An 18,918-nucleotide genomic window follows, 5' to 3' on the forward strand; every position below is an offset into this window, starting at 1 on the left:
TGTTCATGCGCCCCTCTAATTGTTAGGTGTCTACGTATCCGTGGCCAGCAGATTGTCGTTACTTTAGCCCGATGCGCTACCTGACCTCCTTTCCCCGCCTGTTGCCCATTCTGGGCCTCTCTCTGCTTCTGCTGCCCGGCTGCTACTCCCGCTCCGATATCAAAACGGAGAAGGAAGCTGGGGAAATGCCCGAAGCTGTACCGCCTACTGAGGTGCCTGGTGCCGTTCCTATTAAGCCGGAAGCAGGCACAACTCCCGCTGCTGCTACCCCCTCACAGCCACTAAAGGCCGTGAATGTATTCCTGGAAGTATCGGGCTCGATGGAAGGGTTTATGCCCAAAACGGGGGCTAGTGGCGAGAACACCAAATTTCAGCAGCACGTCGCCCAGTTTCTCTCGGAGGTGAACCGTACCGGTGCCGTCCGCCAGAAAGCGTTTTACCGCATCAAGGAAAAGCCCTATAAGGATTCGTACCAGGGCATTTCGAGCACCGTGCGCAGCGGTATTCAGCAGCCCGCCAAAAGCACCGACATTCCCTCGGTGCTCGATACGCTGATGAGCCACTATTACCAGCCCGGCACCGTGAGCGTGCTCATCTCAGACTTTATCTACTCGCCGAAAAACACCGGTGCCATTCCTTACATCAAAACCGACATTGCCGACGCGCTTTCCCGCAGCGGTGAACAGCAGGAATTGGCTGTGTCGGTCTATGGCTACACCTCGGATTTCCGCGGTACCTATTATCCGGCCTTGGTTGCTTCAGGCAAGAAAACGAACTGCTGCGACACCGAAATTCCGTACTACATCTGGGTAGTAGGCCCCGCCGCTGCCGTGCGCCAGTTTGATGCCGCCCTCTTAGAAAAACAGCCGGCCAAGCAAGCACACTTCGGCGTAACGTACCCGCAGCCCACGTATTCGCTGCTCAACAAATTTCAGAATAAAGGCAGTTGGTATTACGGTGATGCCGGCGCCAGCAAGCGCAACGCTGACACCTACCGCGTCATCTCCGTCAGCGAAGCTTCGGCGCAGCAACCCATTGAGTTTGTAGTCGGGTTGGACCTAGCAGCTCTGCCCGGCCAGTACCGCGACGTAGCCTACCTCAAGCAGAACCTGAAACTGCAAGGCACCGACACCGATGCCAAGCTGCTGGATGTGTTTGCCGCCACCGACCAGAATCGCGCCAGCAGCGGACCCGAAAGCAAGTTCACTCACTACGCCAAAGTACACCTGACCAAGCAGCCCAAGGCCGCTAGGCCACTTGTGCTGCGCCTGCAGGATCAGCGCCCGGCCTGGGTTGCCCAGTGGACCACTAAAAACGATGCTACGCCTGCTCCTAAAACCTTTGCCTTAAGCTCCCTGCTCGATGGCCTAGAGCAGCAGGGTGGCGAGAAAAAACCAATTTTTGAGTTGCCGCTTACACTGCAACCCGCTGAATAGCAGCGGCCACGTTTGCGTTCAGGCAATGCCTAGTAACTGGCCGTGTACTAGTTGGAACGATTTTCGTTCAATGAATAGTCGCTAGCTGCTGTGCAGCCGCAAACCTACCGGCGCTACCCCACAATTTCGTCCTACCCGTATCGTTCATCACATCGCGAAGCGAAACTTCGCGTTACTTCCTTCCATGAAAGCACTGTTCCGCTCCATCTACGAAATCATTGGCGCTCCGCAACCTCCCGCCGATACACCCGTCTACCGCGACGTTATTTTCCCCAATATTGGGCTGCTTAATCTGGGTTTTTCGTTGGCGCTGGTACTTATTTTTTACTACCTCATCAACCGCGCTATGGGTGTGGCTACCTTTAACAAGGGGCGTCATTGGTCCATCTTTCTGGTGCTGAATGCTCTGATTGCCTTCGTGGTAGCCATCTGGCAGGCCGATGCGCAGCAAGTCACGGAGCACAGCTACATCTACTGGCTGGCTACCTGGAACGCCGTGCTAGGTCTGTTCTGGTTCTTCATCTTCTCCCTGATTTTGCGGAAAGGCTCCACCAATGCCAGCACCACACCGTTTTAACACAAACTAAGTAAGAGTGAAAGCCTGGAACACTACAATGTTCTACTGTCAAGGCTTCGGCGGCATTCACTTCCTACTCTTCAGCTCTCAGCTCTTCCTTCCCATAATGGCTAAACTCTTTTTATTCGGCATTGGCGGCACGGGCTCCCGCGTCATTCGCTCGCTCACCATGCTGCTGGCCGCGGGCGTAGAATTGCCCAACTGCGACCGGGTAGTGCCCATCATCATCGACCCCGACGCCCACAACGGCGACATGAACCGCACGGTGCAGCTGCTGCAGAGCTACCAGCAGATCTATAAGCGCCTCGGCCCCCGCGAAGAAGGCTTTTTCAAAACTGATATCAGCACGCTGAGCGGCATTTCGCAGGACGTGAACGGCTCGGTGAAGGATACCTTCATCTTCGATTTCGGCGGCATCAATCAGAGCTTCCGCCAGTATCTGAGCTATGATGGTTTGTCGGTTGATTCGAAGGGCCTCGTGGATTTGCTGTTCACGCAGGATAACCTTGAAAGCCCTTTGACCATTGGCTTCCGCGGCTCCCCAAACGTGGGCAGCATTGTGCTGAACAAGCTGGTGGAAAGCCCGGAAATGCGGTTTTTCGCCGATAACTTCCAGGATGGTGACCGGGTTTTCTTTGTGTCGAGCATCTTTGGCGGTACGGGCGCGGCGGGTTTCCCACTGATGCTCAAGAACCTAAAGGACACCAACACGCGCCTCAGCAACGCCCGCTACCTCCGCGACGCACCCACCGGCGCCGTGACGGTGATGCCCTACTTTGCTCTCCAGAGCGAAGACAATGCCGTCATCGACTCCAACAATTTCCTGACGAAAACCAAGGCGGCGCTCAGCTACTACGAGCACAACCTCCAGGGCCTCGACGCGCTGTACTACCTCGCCGACACCCCCGACACGCCCTACGAAAACCAGCCCGGCGGCACCCAGCAGAAGAATAAGGCGCACGTAATTGAGCTTCTGGCCGCCCTGAGCATCGTGGACTTCATGCGCTACTCGCCCGCCGAGCTGCGCACTGGTGGCCCGCACTTCCACGAGTATGGCCTACAAGCCGACGCGCCGGAAATCCAGTTCAGCCACCTGCCCGAGGAGTCGCGCGAAATCATTGCCAAGCAGCTCACGCAGTTCCTGTACTTCACGCGCTACCACAAGCAGCACCTGCCCACCGACAAAGCGCCGTACGCCGACAACCTGAAGCTGGACTACGCCATGCGCAACGAGCCCATCTTCCGGGAGCTGAACACCTTCCTGCACAGCCCCGACTCCGGCGTAGATCAGTGGCTGCAGGAGCTAGCCCAGAACCGTCGTTCTTTCCGTCCCTTCGACCTTCAGACCGACGACTTCAACGCCATGATTCTCGGCAAGCCCGTGGAAAAGAAGTGGAACGACTTCTTCAACAAAGGCCTCAGCCACAACTACCTCCTCGACAACCTCAACAAAACCGAGAAGTCCATCCAAGAGCCCGACAGCTTCCGCAAGATGCTGGAGCTGTTCTATGATGTGACTGATAAGGCGTTTGAAGAGAAGGTGAAGGTGGTCTAGGTAGAAGATCAAAAATTCCCCTCCTCAGCTGAGGAGGGGGCGCTCAGCCGCAAGGCTGAACTGGGGTGCTTGGCCCCGTTGCTGATGTTATTTAGCCTGAACGATTAACTAGGAACGTCATGTCGAGCTTGTCGAGACATCTCGCTCGAATCGTTGCACTGGCCTAGCAACATCAGCACGCGAGATGTGTCGACAAGCTCGACATGACGGCCTGAGAAGAACGCCCTAGGCCAGTCAACCACCCCTAACTCTTCCTCATCTGAGGAGGGAAACTAGCTTTCTAGAATAGATTTCAGCAGCACATGGCCAAAGTCCTTCGCTTACATAATAATGGCTCCCAGCAGGTTCAAGGCTGGCAGAAAACGGCGCCGGTAACGAGCACCGAAATCAATACCGTTACGGACCCAGCGGGCGGCAAGTCCCGCAACTTGGCCGTGAGCATCCCGACGCCGTTTGCGCGGATGCACCTGTTTGAAACGGCTTTCGACTTCCTGGCCCGAGAAGGGCAGCGCAACCCCGGCTCGGTATATCACGAGCTGACGACCCACTTCTGGGACCTGCTGGAGCTGCTCTACAACTACCACCTCTACACCCAGGCCGGTCGTAAAATCACGCTGCGCCGCTGGAATGCGGAGGCCGAAATCCGCCGGATGCGGCAGGACGAGGGCACGCGCCTGCTGGGCGAAACTTTGCAGCTGTACATGCAGGATGAGCGTTTCCGCGACTTCACTGACATGTATCTGGTGTACTATGAGTCGCCGGAGCTGGCGGGCGGTACGCGCCTGCTGGGTGGTACTTCGCCGCTAACAATCCTGTTCACCGGCCCGGCCGTGACGCCTTTGGATTTGGAGCGCCCGCAGGCTCGTGGCCACTACTTCGATAAGCAAACTGTGCTGCTCGAAGACCGTGACCCGCAGTTCCGTGAGTTTGTGTACGAGCTGTTCCTGGCCTACCCGCAGCTGCAGCGCCGCGAGTTTGCTGGCAGCGTGTACGCCGGCCTCGACCGCTCGAAAATCAATCAGCTCCAGATGCAGGGCGACCGGAGCGCGCAGCAGTTTGCCACCCGCTACCCGGCCCTAACCGATGTGCAAGGCAACTTAGTGAGCGTGAAAGGCGTGCCCCTGCCTGGCCGCGCCGACCAGTCGGCCGTAACCAGCTCCGACCTGTTCATTCAGCCCACGCGGGAAGCCATTTCGGGTCGGCCTAGGCCCCTGGTGCTGCGCCCCAACCTGACGATGCCCGGCGCCAACTATCTGAACGGCCAGCCCTGGGATGACCGCACGCCGGTTCCGTACTACGATGAAGTTGCGCTGGAAAGTCGCGTACTGCCCGGCAAGGGCTTCAAGTACCCATACCTCACGGTAGGTGACTTGCTGGAAGACTCCCTCGTGGAGCTGCCCTACGAATTGAACACCCAGCGTTTCCACACCGGTAAAGTCACGTTCCAGTACGGCGCCGATGGACAGGGCCGGGCACGTTTCCCATACCTGCTGCCGCTGAAGCAAGCCTTCTTCGAGTACTTCACCGAGAACGAGCTGGCCGAGCTGCTCACCTTCACCATTGACCTCAGCCACGTGCGCGTGCAACTGCGGGTGCCGGTGCAGGCGGGCCGCTTTATCACCTTCGAGCGCAGTTACTACACCAATCCGCAGAACCCGAAGGATGCTCAGGGCCGCGAGATTCTGGAGAAGGGCCGCATTGTGAAAGCCACCGTGGGCGTGGGCGTGTTCCCGTTCTACAAGGTGCGCTACCAGCCCGAGTACAACGACCTTTACAAGGTAATGCTGGTGGACGCCGACAACTCGCCTACCATGCTCAGCCGCCGCTACGACCTGCAGTTCTTCGTGAACGGGGAGCGGATTACGGACCAAGGTGCTGCCCGCCGCGCCACTCGCTACGAGCGCACCCAGAAGAGCATGGCTACTGCGGGTAGTACCTACTATGAGATTACCGGCACCCACTTCGACCTAGTGGAGCTTACCTGCCCGCCCGCTACCATTGGCGCCGAGCCGGCCCGCGGCCTGTTTGTGCCCCGTTGGCGCGAGCTAGACCGGGGTACCCGCCGCTTCACGTTTGCGGTGGACTTTGGTACCACCAACACCCACATTGCCTACGCCGACTCGCCCACCGCGCACCCGCGCCCACTGACCATTGGCGAGGCCGATGTGCAGGTGGAATGGTTGCATGCTCCGGTGGCCGATGCAGGCCTGTCGGCCGCGCAGCGCTACCGTACAGGCGCCGGCCAAATCTGGACCTACATTGCTACCCTCCAGAACCGAGAGTTTGTGCCTTCCTTCGTGGGCGAAGGTGGCTCGGTATATGAATTCCCGATCCGCACTGCGGTTTGCGAAACCACATCGTTTGCCAATGAGCCCGCCAAGGTGCTCAGCAACATCAACATCGGCTTCAGTATCAACACCGAAAACGCTTCGGAGCTACCTCAGAACCGCTTTATTACTAACCTAAAATGGTCGGCGGAGCTGGACCCGCAGGGCGTGTCGCGCATTGAAGCCTTCTTCAAGGAAATCCTGCTGCTGCTCCGCCACAAGGCGGCCTTGCACGGCGGTATTCTGGAAGATACCCGCGTGGTGTGGTTTGCGCCGCTGAGCTTCGATGGCTTCCTGCGCAACCAGTTCCAGCAGGTCTGGGATGAGTCGTTTCAGCAGGTGTTCAAGGCCAGGCGCCCCACCATCTGCCTCACCGAATCGGTGGCACCGTACTACTACCTCACCGCCACCAACCAGGTAGTGCCTAACCGCGACGAAAACGTGGTGAACATCGACATCGGTGGCGGCACCACTGACTTGCTGCTGTTCGCGGACCAGAAACCGGCCTACAGCACCTCGTTCCGCTTCGCCGGCGACGACCTGTGGGGCGACGGTTACGCCCGCGTGCAGGGCGCGCCGAAGCAGAACGGTCTGCTGCGCCTCGGCGTAGGTCACGTCGAAAGCTTGCCCGATTCTGAGCAAAACCAGGAATACAAAGGCTACCTGCGAGCCGCCCTCAGCAACACCGATTTCGGCTCCGCCGACGTGACCAGCTTGCTGTTTAAGTACGATGATGCGCTGCGCTTTACCCAGGCCCTCGGCCTAGGCAAGGGCCGGCAGCTGCGGGTGCTGTTCTATTTGCACTATACCAGCATCATCTACCACACAGCGCAGCTCACCAAGCATCTTGGCTTGAAAACGCCGCGCTACCTGTGCTTCTCTGGGAAAGGCAGCCTGTACCTACGCCTGCTGGCCGGTGGCAGCTCTTTGGTTTCTATCGAGAAGATTACGAAAGCTATCTTTCACGCTGTAACGGGTGTAGAGCCGCCGCATAACTTCCGCGTTATCCTAGCCGACAACCCCAAGGAAGCCACCACCAACGGCGGTGTGCTGTTCGAGGAGAAGACGAATACGTCGGATTACGACAACATCAAGCCCGTGAAGTACAGCGGCGCCGTGGAAGGTACTGAGCTCAACCAGCAGCGCCTCAAGCTAAACCAAGTAGATGCGGAACTGAAAAACACGGTGCTTGAAAACGTGCGCAAATACCTCACACTGGTGCTCGAAGGCGACGAAGTAGCACCCTATCTGCGCGAAGTAGGCGTAGACGTGGACCGTCAGCGCGTGAAGGACATTCTGCAGCGCGAAATTGAGGACAGCCTGAGCCTAGGCCTGCACCAGTTCCAGCGTCAGCTTTCTTCCGACGAAACCCTGCCGGAAACTCTGTTCTTCCTGCCGCTGAAACAAGCTCTCTACAACCTGAGCCGCGAGTTGCAAGCGTAGTTTAAATTGGAAAATCGTTGTCATGCTGAGCTGGTCGAAGCGTTTCTACCGGAGCTAATCAAAAGATGAAGCACTGCAGTAGAGGTGCTTCGACCAGCTCAGTATGACAAGTTAGTTAAGTACGTTTAGCCATTCCTGATAAGAACTGAATTCCAGGTTCAGTCCAGCTCCCTACCCGAAACTCTATGACCTTTTCCCGCCGCGCTGCTTCACTGCTTACTGGCCTACTGCTTCTGGCAGCAGGCACTCGTGCCCAAACGCCGCTAGGCCAGCCCACACTGGATGAGCAGAAGGTGCAAATCTGGTGTGCTACGGCTCGCTATGTCTATGATGATAACGGGCGCTCTAACCTGAAGAGTAAGCTAAACTGCGGTAGCTCGTTGAAGGCATTTGAAGCAAGCATTAAGGCAGATAGCCAGCGGGTATATTCGGCACTTTACCAGCCATTGGAGGGTAGGGGAGTAATGTACAAGGGACTGGGCTCCAATCCGTCGCGTCTGCAGAAGCTGACTACGGAAATTATTACTCGGCTGAAGTCTTCACCAGCTCGGAGGGCCAACCCAGCCCGGATGCAGCGCCTGGCCACGCTGGAGGCGGCTTTGAACAACTACGTGCAAAACGGTACGCCTATTGGTGAGCTGAGTAATACGGATCTAGCCACAGAGATACCGGACACCACCGCCACTCCAGACCAAGAATTGGATACCTCTACTGGAGATGCAGGCTTAGCCGAAGCGGGGGTAGCCAGCACAGCCACACCCACCAGCACCGGCGTCGGCGAAAGCCTCATGAACAAGTTCTTTGCTCCCTTGGCCCTGATTTTTTCTTTGCTGAGCTTAGTGCTGTATTACTTGATGCGTAAGAATATTGGCGCCTTCCAGAAGGAGCTGAGTGCACGTATCGATAAACGTCGCGATGAGATACTAGCGCTTCAAAATGCGCCAGCTGGTAGCAGCGGTGCGAAGTCGTCGGGCTCTGCTTCAGCTGAGCGCCTGACGCCCGCCCAACAGCGGGAAGTGGAAAAGCTAGTGAATCAGCGAGTAGAAGAAGAAATCAAGAAGTTGCGTAGCCAATTTAAGGCTACTTCAGCCGCCTCTTCAGGAGGAGCGCCAACTTCGGCAATGCCAGCCCAGCAACCAGTAGCACCGGTTGCGGCAGTTACTACCCCTAGTGTTTCGTCGCAACCGGTAACACCCGTGGCGGCTCCTGTGACTGAGGTATATACAGCTCCTGCTCAACCAACGCACGTGCCGGTAGTAGCTCCCGTTATGCCTGCTAGCCCGCAAACGGCTACGCCGCATGATGAGTTTGAGAACCTAGTGCCACCTGTACAACTGCCAACACCTGCGGCTCCAGCGGCTGCCATGCCCCAGACGCGCTACGTGAAAGTACCCGTAAATGGCGCTTTCAATGAGTATGACCTCAGTGATGAGCCGCAGCACGACAGTATTTATGAGATTCACCTGGATCCGCAGTGGCCGGAGTTGGCGACCTTCAGTGTAACCTCCAACTCTGCAGTGCATGCCTACGCCATTCAGAGCGCGCAATACTCCTTGCGGGAGGCTTGTAAGTATCAGCAGCCTAGTAGTCCTGTTACACGCATCGTGACGGAAGAAGAGGGTGTATTGCGCAAAATGGCCGGAGCCTGGCAGATTGAACAAAAGGCATCTATTCGATTTGAGTAAATCAAAGCCTGAGAACTAGTTCCCCTCCTTGAAGGCAGAAGGGTTAGCGTTGGTTGATAAGCAAGAACAGTTTTTAGAAGCAACTCTAATGCATGTTCTAGGTCCGTCAATCACCGCTAACCCTTCTGCCTTCAAGGAGGGGAACTGGCTTTTAGCCTTAGCTTCGTGGTGTTATGCTTGAAATCATACTTGAAGTGGCAGTGGTTGCCATCGTGGTCGGCCTCCAGATTCGGACGTTTTTGCGGACCCGCGCCCAAACGTACCGCTTAGGTCAGATGTACCCGATGCGGGAGCAGTTGCGAGTAGAATCGCGCCTAGTGCTGCCCGATGGTCGCGACCTACCCGACTATGCCGCCGATGCGCCAGCCGACTCGTATGCGGCTACGCTTATCAAGTCGGAGCAAGCCTCGCCGGAGTTTGCGGAAATCCTGCTGGATACCAACGACTACCTGCGCCACAATAAAGGCGCTGCGGCCGACTTCAACATCCTGAAAGACATATCGGAACGGCGTAGTCAGGTGCTCGACAATGAGGTGCAGGCCAACGTCTCGACACCGCTGTACTTGGGCCTGCTAGGTACATTTCTGGGCGTGATTCTGGGCCTAGTAGGTATTGCCCGCAACGGCGTTTCGGATGACAACGCCCTCACACCTTTCCTGACCGGCGTGCTCATTGCCATGACGGGCTCATTCGTGGGCCTGCTCCTGACGCTGCTCGGGAATGGGTTGCTACGCGAAGCCCGGGCCCGCCTCGATATGCTGCAGAACAATTACTACACGTTCCTGCAAGCGCGGTTGCTACCCATTCTGCACTCTGATATGGCCGGCAGCCTGAGCAATCTGAAGTCGGTGCTTGATGCCTTTAACCAGCAGTTTGTGGGCCAGGTGGAGTTGTTCAACCCCCTGATGGACAAGGTAACCGAGAACATTCGGGTGCAGAGCGACTTTCTGGAGCGGCTGGATACCATTGGTTACGATAAAATGGCCGCTGCTAACATTGCCGTATTTGAGAAAGTGCGGGAATCGGCGGAGATGTTCGCGGCCTTTACGGGCTACCAGCAGAAACTGAATGATATGCTGGCCAACGGCTACCAGTCGGCGCAAAGCGTGAACAACATCCTGGACCGGCTGCGCGGGTTTGAGAAGGGTATCAATGACTTGGGGCAGTACATTGGAGGTAACAACAACTCGGTGCAGCTGATGCTTGATTTCTTCCAGAAGCACCAAGTGGAGCTGCGCAACCTGCGTGACCGGGCCGAGCAGCACATCGACCAAGCGGGCGTTTCTCTGGCGGATATCATGACCCAGCGCCAGGCCCAGAACGAGCGCCAAGCACAGCTAGCCTATGAGAAATGGCAGCAGTACTTCGAGAAGCTTAACGCTGATAACGTCTTCGACAAGCTGCTGAAGCAACTGGAGCCTTTCCAGAACCTCAACGTGCAGCAAGCCGACCTCAGCCGCGACGTAACCGCTACCCAGCGCGAGTTGCTGCGCAAAGTAGAGTTAGACTCTCAGATTCAGGCCAAGCTGCTGGCCGAGCTGTCCAACCTGAATACGGTGCTAGTAAAAGCCACCTCCAAGAACCGTTTCCAGCGGTTTATGGATAAGCTATTTGGCGGTGTGCAGCCACAATAATAAGCTGCGGTCAATGACAGAGCACAGTGTTGATCAAGTAATCGAGAACAATAGGAAATGGGCTGAGGTACGCACTAGATTGGCAGAATTTCCGCCACACTTCTACCCTTATAAGACGATTGAATTACTTGAAGTATGCCGAATTTCCAGGCATACTCGGTATTTACAACCATACATCAGTTTGGGTAGACTAGGGTTATACAGGTTTGATCCATATGAGAGAGGATTAACAGACGATTTCTTGTGCCTATACTTTGACCTGAACCAGTATGTGGTTTCTACATATGACAACCACCAGAAATGGTTCTTTGCGAATCCCCAAGAAGTTATTGGGTTTGTCAAAAGGAATCTGGAAAGGGAAGGGTCTTATACTTGATTAAAAAGGATAGGATTGAAATTTAGCTTCGAGAGAAGTTGCTAGGCTACACTTAAAACATGAACAACTCCACCTCCAATAACCGCCAAAGCAACGACTTCTTCTGGCCCAGCTACGTGGACCTGATGACGTCCTTGTTTGTGGTGATGCTGGTGCTGTTCGTGTACAGTTTCAAGCTATTTAAGGATAGGGAAGGAGAACTAAAGCAGGCCAACGGCGAGTTGAAAGTGAAAGCCGCTGAACTGGAGCAGATCAGTAAGATCCGGCGCTCCTTGCAGCAGTTGGAAGGCAAATACTTCCGCTACGACCCTGCCAATGAGCGACACGAGTTGCTCGTGCCGGTGCAGTTCAAAGCCGGTCGCGACGAAATTCAGGAAGCCTATAAACCCGCTTTGCTGCAAGCAGGTCGTACGTTGCGCTCGGTGCTCAAAAACATCAAAACCGACCAGCCGGTGCGCTACCTCGTGATTGTGGAAGGCATGGCCGCGCGCTACCCCCAAGGCGACCCCCGCAACGCCCGCGAGGAGCAAATTACCTACCAACTCAGCTACCGCCGCGCCCTGAACCTGCTGAACCTCTGGAAGCAAAATGGCCTCAACTTCGGGCAGGACAAGGGGATTGAGCTCATTATTGGGGGTAGTGGCTTTTATGGCACCGGCCGCTACCAAGGCCGCCGCGAAGGCGACAACAAGCGCTTTCTTATTCAGGTGATTCCGAAGGTGGGCCGGATGCAGTAAGGCGATGCTGCCAAGGTACTTTGGCTTGCCGGAAGAGCTAGGCAGGAACTGCGCCTTATCTTCGGCCTTTTCCGCCCTACCCCTGATATGCATAAACTTGCTATTCCCGTACTAGCCTTAGCCACGCTAGCCGCTTGCCGATCTTCCCAAACCGACTCGCCAGCGGCCAGCAGCCCCATTACTGCAACTAAAATCACTGCTTCTGTGCGCTACCCCGAAACCAAGAAAGGCGACCATAAAGACGATTACTTTGGCACTTCCGTCGCCGACCCGTACCGCTGGCTGGAAGACCTGGACTCACCGGAAACCAAAGCCTGGGTAGAAGCCGAAAATAAGGTCACGTTTGGATACCTCGAGCAGATTCCGTTTCGGGATAAAATACGGGAGCGGCTCACAGAAATCTGGAATTACGAGCGGTTTGGTATTCCGCAGCCGGAAGGCAAGCACCTCTACTACAGCAAAAACGACGGCCTGCAAAACCAAGCGGTGCTGTACGTGCAATCGGGCAACGGCAAAGAAGGCCAGCCCGATGTATTGCTCGACCCCAACAAGTTTTCTAAAGAAGGCACCACGGCTCTGGCCGGCACCTACTTCTCCAACGACCACCGCTACTTGGCTTACGCTACTTCCGGTGGCGGCTCCGACTGGCAAAAAATGCACGTGCTGGACTTGAACACCCGCAAGCCCCTAGTCGATGAGCTACAGTGGGTGAAGGTATCGGGGGCGGCGTGGTATAAGGATGGCTTTTTTTACAGCCGCTACGATGCGCCCAAGGCTGGCGAAAACCAACTTTCCGGCAAGAATGAGTACCACAAGGTGTATTACCACCAGCTTGGCAAGCCGCAAAGCGCCGATAAGCTAGTGTATGAGGACCGCAAAATGCCGTTGGGTTTCCGGATGGTAAGTACTACCGAAGACGAACGGTTTTTGGTGCTCTATCTCACGGATGGTAAAGCCGATGGCAACCGCCTTTCCGTGCGCGACCTAACCGACCCAAAGCAGGCCAACACGTTTACGCCCCTCATCAACAGCTACGATCATAACAACTCGGTAGTCGGCAACGTGGGCGGCCAACTGCTTGTGCACACCAACTACAAAGCGCCGCGCTACCGCGTTGTGCTCATCGACCCCAAAAAGCCGCAGGAAGCCAATTGGAAGGAAGTGCTGCCCCAGACCGAAAACAAGTTGGAGGGTGTGGAGCAGGTAGGCGGCCACTTAGTGGCTTCCTACTTGAAGGATGCCAGCAGCCTAGTAAAAGTGTACACCGAGAAGGGCAAGTTTAAGCACGATGTAGCCCTGCCGGCCATTGGTACCGCTGCCGGTTTTGGTGGCCGCCGAGATGCCAAAACGGTATATTACGCCTTTACCTCCTTCACGTATCCCACCACCATCTATAGCTACGACCTAGCCTCGAATACCAGCACCGTGTTCCGAGCGCCGAAAGTAGATGTGCAGCCCAATGACTACGTGACCACGCAGGTATTTTATACCAGCAAGGACGGCACCAAGGTGCCCATGTTCATCACGCACAAGAAAGGCCTAAAGCTGGACGGGCAGAACCCGACTTACCTTTACGCTTACGGTGGCTTCAATATCTCGCTCACGCCAGCCTTTAGTGTAGCCCGCATGCTGTGGCTGGAAAATGGCGGAATTCTGGCCGTACCGAACCTGCGCGGCGGGGGCGAATACGGCGAGGAGTGGCACCAAGCCGGCATGACGCCGAATAAGCAGAATGTTTTCGACGACTTTATTGCCGCCGCCGAGTACCTGAAAGTGCAGGGCTATACCAGCACTGAAAAGCTAGCCATTGCCGGCGGCTCGAACGGCGGCTTGCTGGTGGGCGCTACCATGACCCAGCGCCCCGATCTCTGCCAGGTGGCGCTGCCGGCGGTAGGCGTCATGGATATGTTACGCTATCAGAAGTTTACTATCGGCTGGAACTGGGCTCCCGAATACGGCACCTCCGATACGTATGAGCAGTTCCAGAACTTGTACCGCTTCTCGCCGTTGCACACCCTGAAACCCAGCACTAGCTACCCTGCTACCCTCATCACCACCGCCGACCACGACGACCGGGTGGTGCCGGCGCACTCCTTTAAGTTTGCCGCCGCGTTGCAGGCCGCCGATGCCGGTCCTCGCCCTCAACTCATTCGGGTAGATGTAAATGCGGGACACGGCGCGGGCAAAAGCACCAAGCTCCAGATTGAAGAGTGGGCCGATGTGTGGGCGTTTGCGTACCAGAATATGGGTGTGAATCCGTACCGTAAGTAAGTGGCTTAGTAAAAGGTACTAGGTGCCGTGTTACCTGAAACCCGCCGAAAAGGAAAGCCCCGTGGCGGCCGGCAGTAACTATCAACGGCCTACTGCTGACTGACAACTGATTTGCCGTATCTTCGCGGCCGCAACTCCCGTAATTGCTTCTGACTTTCTGATTGCTATATGAAAAAAACGCTCCTGTTCGGTCTGCTGGCCGGTTCGCTGCTGCTCTCTACTACCTCGTGCAGCAACCCCGATGTGAAGTCGGACGAAGATGTGGCTAGTCAGCCGCTGCCCCCCATTCCGGCTGCTCCCGACACTACTGGTGGCAAAACAGCCCCTGAAAATGCTGCTACCCGCGAAATCAACGCGGTAAACGCCACCGAGGACATCAAAAAGATGCAGCCTGTGATGTAGGCCCGGCCTACTCAGTAGCAAAGAATGAGCAGTGGCCGATGCGCCGCTGCTCATTCTTTTTTAAGGGCCGATGCGCTACCTTACATCCCCGCTGTTTTTACATCCTTACCCATGAGTTTAACCATCCGCCGAGGCCGAGAGGCCGATTTGCCCCAGGTGCTAGCCCTCATTCAGGAGCTGGCTGTGTACGAGCGCGCGCCGCATGAGGTAACCAACACCTTGGAAGACATGCAGCGCGACGGCTTCGGGCCAGAGCCTATTTTCAAGTTTTTCGTGGCCGAAGAGGAAGCAGAGGGCAAAATTCAGGGAATTGCACTGTATTACACGGCGTACTCCACTTGGAAGGGCCGGATGCTGTACCTCGAAGACTTGGTGGTAACGGAGGAGCTGCGTGGCAGCGGCATTGGCAAGCGCTTGTTTGATGCCGTAGTAGCAGAGGCCCGGCACACAGGCGCCCACCGCATGAAATGGCAGGTGCTGGAGTGGAACGAGCCTGCTATCGGCTTCTACAAAAAAATCGGGGCCAACCTTGACCCTGAGTGGCACAACGGCAACCTCTCCGAAGAGCAGCTACTAGCTTACGCCTGCGACCCAACCGTTGAGCGCATCGTGACCAGCAGTTAGCGCCGCGCTTCCTGTGCTTTCACTACCCCTCTAAAAAGCGCAAGGCCCCATCTATCAGGATGGAGCCTTGCGCTTTTAACTTGTATTGGGTGAGGTTAGTCTACCACTTCCAGCATGGTGCGGAAGGAAGCGTAACGGCCCCCGAAATGCTTTTCAATTTCTTCGCGCAGGGCCGGGGCAGCTAGCTGCTGATATTCTTCCAGTTGCTCCAGACTGACGCAGTAGTACTGAGCCGCGTAGGTAACGCCGTTGTCTTCCTCGTTCAGCATGCGGCAAAGCTGGCTTTTGAGAAAGAAGCCGGTGGCCATGACGTCGGGCATGTGGATGTCGCGCATGTACTCCACCCACTGGTCAGCAATTTCCGGATCGAGGCTGGTCGTGACGTTGTAGAGAATCATATAATTGGGTCGTGAGGTCGAAAGCGAAGAGTAGTTCTGAGTTGGCAGAATACTACAACGCAAAAGTCGGCCAAAAAATCCAAGCTCCTAGTGCTTTCCTAGCTACTGTTGCGTTTCAGACCCGCATATGATCGAAGTGAAAGTCGGTGATACGCGCCTGAATGTCCTTGGAAGAGAGTTTTTCGCGGATGGCGACTTGCACCAGTTCAGGCAGTTCGGCGTCGCTGGCAAAGCGCAGGGCTAGTATCTGGCTGAGCGTGAGCTGACCTTCAAGCGGCCGAAAACTCTGGCCCGTAATTTCAAAGTAGCGCTGGCGCACTTCCAACCGTAGCAGGCGGTCCTGGAGCGTGAGGGCGTAGTGCTGACGCATCATCACCAAAGCCCCGAGCCCCACCACGGCCAGCAGCATCACGGTAAACCACAGCCGTGAAATCTCCGAGTCGTCGCCGGCCACCGCTATATAGCGCCGGATACTATACAAGGCGAGCACCAAGGCCGCCGGTACCAGAACGAAATGGTGCCAGGGATAAAGCATCGGAGTATTTTTGGTAGGCTTTGCCGACATACAGGGGGTAGTAAAAGAGGTGAGGAAGGAATGGTGAGGTGCTGATACGAAAAACTCCGGCCAGAAGCCGGAGTTTACATACTACAACAAATAAGCGCAGAGAAGTACAGCTACATCTTGGAGGCTTTGCGGGCTTCCTTGGCTTTGCGCTTTTCGGCGCGGGCCAGTTCCTGCGCGGCTGACTCTTGACGGCGTGCTTCCTTGGCCACTGCTTGCTGGCGCTTAAGCGCTATTTTCTGCTCCTTCAGCTGGCGCTTTTGCTCGCGCATGGCGTTTTGCTGGTCGCGGAGCTGGCCTTTGCTTTGATCAACGTTGTTGCGCGTGGCGGCGGTTTCCTGCTTTTTATTGCCTAGTGCTGCTTTTGCCTCATCGGCACGTTGCTGCTGCATCTGGAGGCGTATCTGCGTCGAGTCAACGGTTTGCGCCTGTGTGGTATGCCAGCTGAAAAGAGCAGCGCACGTGACAAGGGTTAGAAACTTTTTCATGGGGAGGGTGGATTAATGTCCATCCTCTAGTACGTATTTTAGTAGGTAACGACTGATGTAATTGTTTGAAATTCTGAAAGTTAAACCTAAGGTGTTATTCCTCAACATAGTCGAGCTCTTTCCCGAAGCTTTCCGGCAGGGTAGTTACGGCCCAAAAAGCAATTAGCAACGACACCAGACCCAATATCGCCGCGCTGCCAATGATGCCAAAAGGGCCCCTGAGTGCCTGAAACAGCGGTACCAGCAGCACCACGGAGCCCCGCGCAAAGTTGGGAGCCGTAGTAGCTACCGTGGCCCGCAGGTTGGTCCCGAACTGTTCCGCCGCTACCGTCACGAACAAGGCCCAGAAGCCCACCGAAAGGCCCAACACAAAGCACACCGTGTAGAATACCGTGGGCGAAGCTCCTTGCATTCCAAACAGATACACGGCTACTAGCACTCCACAAAACACCAGAAACAACTGCAAGGCGCGGTTGCGGCTGCGCAGCAATTGGCTAAGCGTACCGCTAGCAAAATCACCGAACACCAGCCCGAAATAGCACCAGAACACGGCCAGTCCCGCCGTAACGGGAGCCGTTATGCTGAGGGCTTTGCCAAACTCAGGGGCTAGCGTAATCAGGATGCCGACCACAAACCACAGGGGCACGCCAATCAGCAGGCACTTGGCGTAGCGCGAGAGCCTAGCGCGGTTGGTGAACAAGGCCAGAAAGTTGCCGCGCTCTACCTCGCTCTTTTTGGCCTGCTCAAACATGCCCGACTCGTACACGCCGACCCGCAACGCCAGCAACGCCAACCCTAGGCCGCCACCCACAAAATAGGCGTTGCGCCAGCCCAGCGCTTCGCCCACCCAGTAGGCTAGCATGGCGCCCGATACGCCTACGGTGGCCACAATCATGGTGCCGTAGCCGCGCTTTTCCTTGGGCAGCGTTTCCGCCACTAGCGTAATGCCCGCGCCCAGCTCGCCGGCTAGGCCAATGCCGGCAATTAGCCGCAGCCAGGCGTATTGCTCAATCGTCTGGACAAAGCCGTTGGCCAGGTTGGCTAGTGAGTAAATCAGGATAGATCCAAACAGCACCGACAGGCGCCCCCGCTTATCGCCCAGAATACCCCATAGAATACCGCCGAGCAGCATGCCGCCCATCTGCATATTGATGAGGTAGAGGCCTTCGTTGGTTACGGCCTCGGGTGCCGTAATGCCTAGGTCTTTCAGACTCTGCACCCGCACGATGCTGAACAGAATCAGGTCGTAGATGTCAACGAAGTAGCCCAAGGCGGCTACCACTACAATGGCACTAAGCAGCCCGGTGGTGCGGGTGGTAGGAGAGGAGGGAGTAACAGTTTGCATGCGGTGGAAATTGGGAACTGCAGATTACGCAATTTCCGGCACTGGATGGAATACTCATTGAGTATACCAGCGTGGCAGACCTAGTGGGCGCTACGCGACTTCCTCGTTGCAGCAGCCGTGGGCGCCCATCAATGGCAGATCATCTTCCAGCTGAATGGTGCAGTGGCTGATGTTGAATTCGTGTAGTAAATCGTGCTGCAGCTCGCGCAGAAATACATTGCCGTTCTGGCCGCCGGGCCGCACCACATGCGCTGTGAGAGCGGTGTCCTGGGTACCCAGCGGCCAGATGTGCAGATCATGAATGCTGGTTACCCCCGGACGAGCCAGCAGGAAACGGCGCACGGCCCCCACCTCGATGGCCGCGGGGGCCGCGTGCAGGCTAAGCTGCGCTGTTTCGCGCAGCAAGCCCCAGGAGCCCACACCTACCACACCCAGAATGATGAAGCTGATGATGGGGTCTATCCAGGTCCAGCCCGTGAAGTACACTACTGCGCCGCCCACTACCACCCCCACCGACACGAGCATATCCGTGAGCATGTGCAAGTAGGCGCCGCGCACGTTTACATCGCCCTTCTGCCCATGCCGAAACAGCCAGGCCGTGAAGCCATTAATGAGTACTCCCAGTCCGGCCAGCGCCATAACTACTAAGCTATTTACCGGCTCGGGGTGGCGCAAGTGGTCAATGGTATCCCAAAGGATAAAGCCCAGCGCCAGATACAGCAGCGCCGCGTTCAGCAACGCTGCCTGAATAGTAGCGCCTTTGTAGCCATAGGTGTAGCGCTCTGATGCCGGGCGCCGGGCTAGTAGCGTAGCGCCCCAAGCCAGCGCCAGGCTCAACACATCGGAAAGGTTGTGGCCCGCATCGGAAAGCAAGGCAGAAGAGTTAGCCCACAAGCCTCCCGCCGCCTCGCCGGCCACAAACAACAGGTTCAGCCCAATGCCCCAGGCAAACGCCGGCCCGAAGTTGCCGTCGGCAGGCGGGCCATGATGATGGGCGTGGTCGTGAGAGTGGTTGTGGGCCATAGCTCAAAAAAAGGGTTGGAGCTGATACGTACCCT

Annotated in this window: 15 protein-coding genes; 10 read left to right on the plus strand and 5 right to left on the minus strand. The window is 56.4% G+C overall.

What is annotated here, in order from left to right; all coding sequences use genetic code 11:
- Positions 1-71: 71 nt before the first annotated feature.
- The 10 genes from ACYVGU_RS12450 (at position 72) to ACYVGU_RS12495 (ending at position 15,067) form a co-directional block, all read left to right on the plus strand.
- Positions 72-1,436 (plus strand): hypothetical protein, encoded by a 1,365-nt coding sequence (locus tag ACYVGU_RS12450; protein ID WP_460622366.1) that lies wholly within the window; start codon positions 72-74, stop codon positions 1,434-1,436.
- Positions 1,437-1,620: 184 nt separating this feature from the next.
- Positions 1,621-2,013 carry a hypothetical protein gene (locus tag ACYVGU_RS12455; protein WP_460622367.1) on the plus strand — a complete coding sequence of 131 codons (393 nt, stop codon included), beginning with the start codon at positions 1,621-1,623 and terminating at the stop codon, positions 2,011-2,013.
- Between the two features lie 106 nt (positions 2,014-2,119).
- Entirely contained in the window at positions 2,120-3,568 is a 1,449-nt protein-coding gene (locus ACYVGU_RS12460; protein WP_460622368.1) for a hypothetical protein, read from the plus strand.
- Between the two features lie 302 nt (positions 3,569-3,870).
- Entirely contained in the window at positions 3,871-7,338 is a 3,468-nt protein-coding gene (locus ACYVGU_RS12465; RefSeq protein ID WP_460622369.1) for a hypothetical protein, read from the plus strand.
- Positions 7,339-7,523: 185 nt separating this feature from the next.
- Positions 7,524-9,023: a hypothetical protein gene (locus ACYVGU_RS12470; RefSeq protein ID WP_460622370.1), complete on the plus strand. Its 1,500-nt coding sequence runs from the start codon at positions 7,524-7,526 to the stop codon at positions 9,021-9,023.
- Positions 9,024-9,196: 173 nt separating this feature from the next.
- Positions 9,197-10,657, plus strand: a complete 1,461-nt coding sequence (locus ACYVGU_RS12475; RefSeq protein WP_460622371.1) for a hypothetical protein — start codon at positions 9,197-9,199, stop codon at positions 10,655-10,657.
- Between the two features lie 435 nt (positions 10,658-11,092).
- Positions 11,093-11,770, plus strand: a complete 678-nt coding sequence (locus ACYVGU_RS12480) for a hypothetical protein (protein ID WP_460622372.1) — start codon at positions 11,093-11,095, stop codon at positions 11,768-11,770.
- A gap of 87 nt (positions 11,771-11,857) precedes the next feature.
- Positions 11,858-14,041, plus strand: coding sequence for a prolyl oligopeptidase family serine peptidase (locus ACYVGU_RS12485; RefSeq protein WP_460622373.1), 2,184 nt, complete (start codon positions 11,858-11,860; stop codon positions 14,039-14,041).
- A gap of 168 nt (positions 14,042-14,209) precedes the next feature.
- Positions 14,210-14,443: a hypothetical protein gene (locus tag ACYVGU_RS12490; protein WP_460622374.1), complete on the plus strand. Its 234-nt coding sequence runs from the start codon at positions 14,210-14,212 to the stop codon at positions 14,441-14,443.
- A 111-nt stretch (positions 14,444-14,554) separates the two neighbouring features.
- Entirely contained in the window at positions 14,555-15,067 is a 513-nt protein-coding gene (locus tag ACYVGU_RS12495) for a GNAT family N-acetyltransferase (RefSeq protein ID WP_460622375.1), read from the plus strand.
- 95 nt (positions 15,068-15,162) lie between these two features.
- On the opposite strand, the gene ACYVGU_RS12500 is transcribed toward ACYVGU_RS12495, so the two are convergent.
- From ACYVGU_RS12500 to ACYVGU_RS12520, 5 genes are all read right to left on the minus strand, one after another.
- Positions 15,163-15,465 (minus strand): DUF4286 family protein, encoded by a 303-nt coding sequence (locus ACYVGU_RS12500; protein ID WP_460614986.1) that lies wholly within the window; start codon positions 15,463-15,465, stop codon positions 15,163-15,165.
- Positions 15,466-15,580: 115 nt separating this feature from the next.
- On the minus strand, positions 15,581-16,030 hold the full coding sequence (locus tag ACYVGU_RS12505) for a DUF6526 family protein (RefSeq protein WP_460622376.1): 450 nt from the start codon (positions 16,028-16,030) through the stop codon (positions 15,581-15,583).
- A gap of 110 nt (positions 16,031-16,140) precedes the next feature.
- On the minus strand, positions 16,141-16,515 hold the full coding sequence (locus ACYVGU_RS12510; RefSeq protein ID WP_460622377.1) for a hypothetical protein: 375 nt from the start codon (positions 16,513-16,515) through the stop codon (positions 16,141-16,143).
- A 94-nt stretch (positions 16,516-16,609) separates the two neighbouring features.
- Positions 16,610-17,860 carry an MFS transporter gene (locus ACYVGU_RS12515; RefSeq protein WP_460622378.1) on the minus strand — a complete coding sequence of 417 codons (1,251 nt, stop codon included), beginning with the start codon at positions 17,858-17,860 and terminating at the stop codon, positions 16,610-16,612.
- Positions 17,861-17,950: 90 nt separating this feature from the next.
- Positions 17,951-18,883 (minus strand): cation diffusion facilitator family transporter, encoded by a 933-nt coding sequence (locus ACYVGU_RS12520; protein WP_460622379.1) that lies wholly within the window; start codon positions 18,881-18,883, stop codon positions 17,951-17,953.
- Positions 18,884-18,918 lie beyond the last annotated feature (35 nt).

This window comes from Hymenobacter tenuis (assembly GCF_054780495.1).

What these genes read in the sequence shown, in the direction of transcription:
- ACYVGU_RS12450 (WP_460622366.1), top strand. Translation starts at nt 72, where the DNA reads ATGCGCTACCTGACCTCCTTTCCCCGCCTGTTGCCCATTCTGGGCCTC.
- ACYVGU_RS12455 (WP_460622367.1), top strand. Translation starts at nt 1,621, where the DNA reads ATGAAAGCACTGTTCCGCTCCATCTACGAAATCATTGGCGCTCCGCAA.
- ACYVGU_RS12460 (WP_460622368.1), top strand. Translation starts at nt 2,120, where the DNA reads ATGGCTAAACTCTTTTTATTCGGCATTGGCGGCACGGGCTCCCGCGTC.
- ACYVGU_RS12465 (WP_460622369.1), top strand. Translation starts at nt 3,871, where the DNA reads ATGGCCAAAGTCCTTCGCTTACATAATAATGGCTCCCAGCAGGTTCAA.
- ACYVGU_RS12470 (WP_460622370.1), top strand. Translation starts at nt 7,524, where the DNA reads ATGACCTTTTCCCGCCGCGCTGCTTCACTGCTTACTGGCCTACTGCTT.
- ACYVGU_RS12475 (WP_460622371.1), top strand. Translation starts at nt 9,197, where the DNA reads ATGCTTGAAATCATACTTGAAGTGGCAGTGGTTGCCATCGTGGTCGGC.
- ACYVGU_RS12480 (WP_460622372.1), top strand. Translation starts at nt 11,093, where the DNA reads ATGAACAACTCCACCTCCAATAACCGCCAAAGCAACGACTTCTTCTGG.
- ACYVGU_RS12485 (WP_460622373.1), top strand. Translation starts at nt 11,858, where the DNA reads ATGCATAAACTTGCTATTCCCGTACTAGCCTTAGCCACGCTAGCCGCT.
- ACYVGU_RS12490 (WP_460622374.1), top strand. Translation starts at nt 14,210, where the DNA reads ATGAAAAAAACGCTCCTGTTCGGTCTGCTGGCCGGTTCGCTGCTGCTC.
- ACYVGU_RS12495 (WP_460622375.1), top strand. Translation starts at nt 14,555, where the DNA reads ATGAGTTTAACCATCCGCCGAGGCCGAGAGGCCGATTTGCCCCAGGTG.
- ACYVGU_RS12500 (WP_460614986.1), bottom strand. Translation starts at nt 15,465, where the DNA reads ATGATTCTCTACAACGTCACGACCAGCCTCGATCCGGAAATTGCTGAC.
- ACYVGU_RS12505 (WP_460622376.1), bottom strand. Translation starts at nt 16,030, where the DNA reads ATGTCGGCAAAGCCTACCAAAAATACTCCGATGCTTTATCCCTGGCAC.
- ACYVGU_RS12510 (WP_460622377.1), bottom strand. Translation starts at nt 16,515, where the DNA reads ATGAAAAAGTTTCTAACCCTTGTCACGTGCGCTGCTCTTTTCAGCTGG.
- ACYVGU_RS12515 (WP_460622378.1), bottom strand. Translation starts at nt 17,860, where the DNA reads ATGCAAACTGTTACTCCCTCCTCTCCTACCACCCGCACCACCGGGCTG.
- ACYVGU_RS12520 (WP_460622379.1), bottom strand. Translation starts at nt 18,883, where the DNA reads ATGGCCCACAACCACTCTCACGACCACGCCCATCATCATGGCCCGCCT.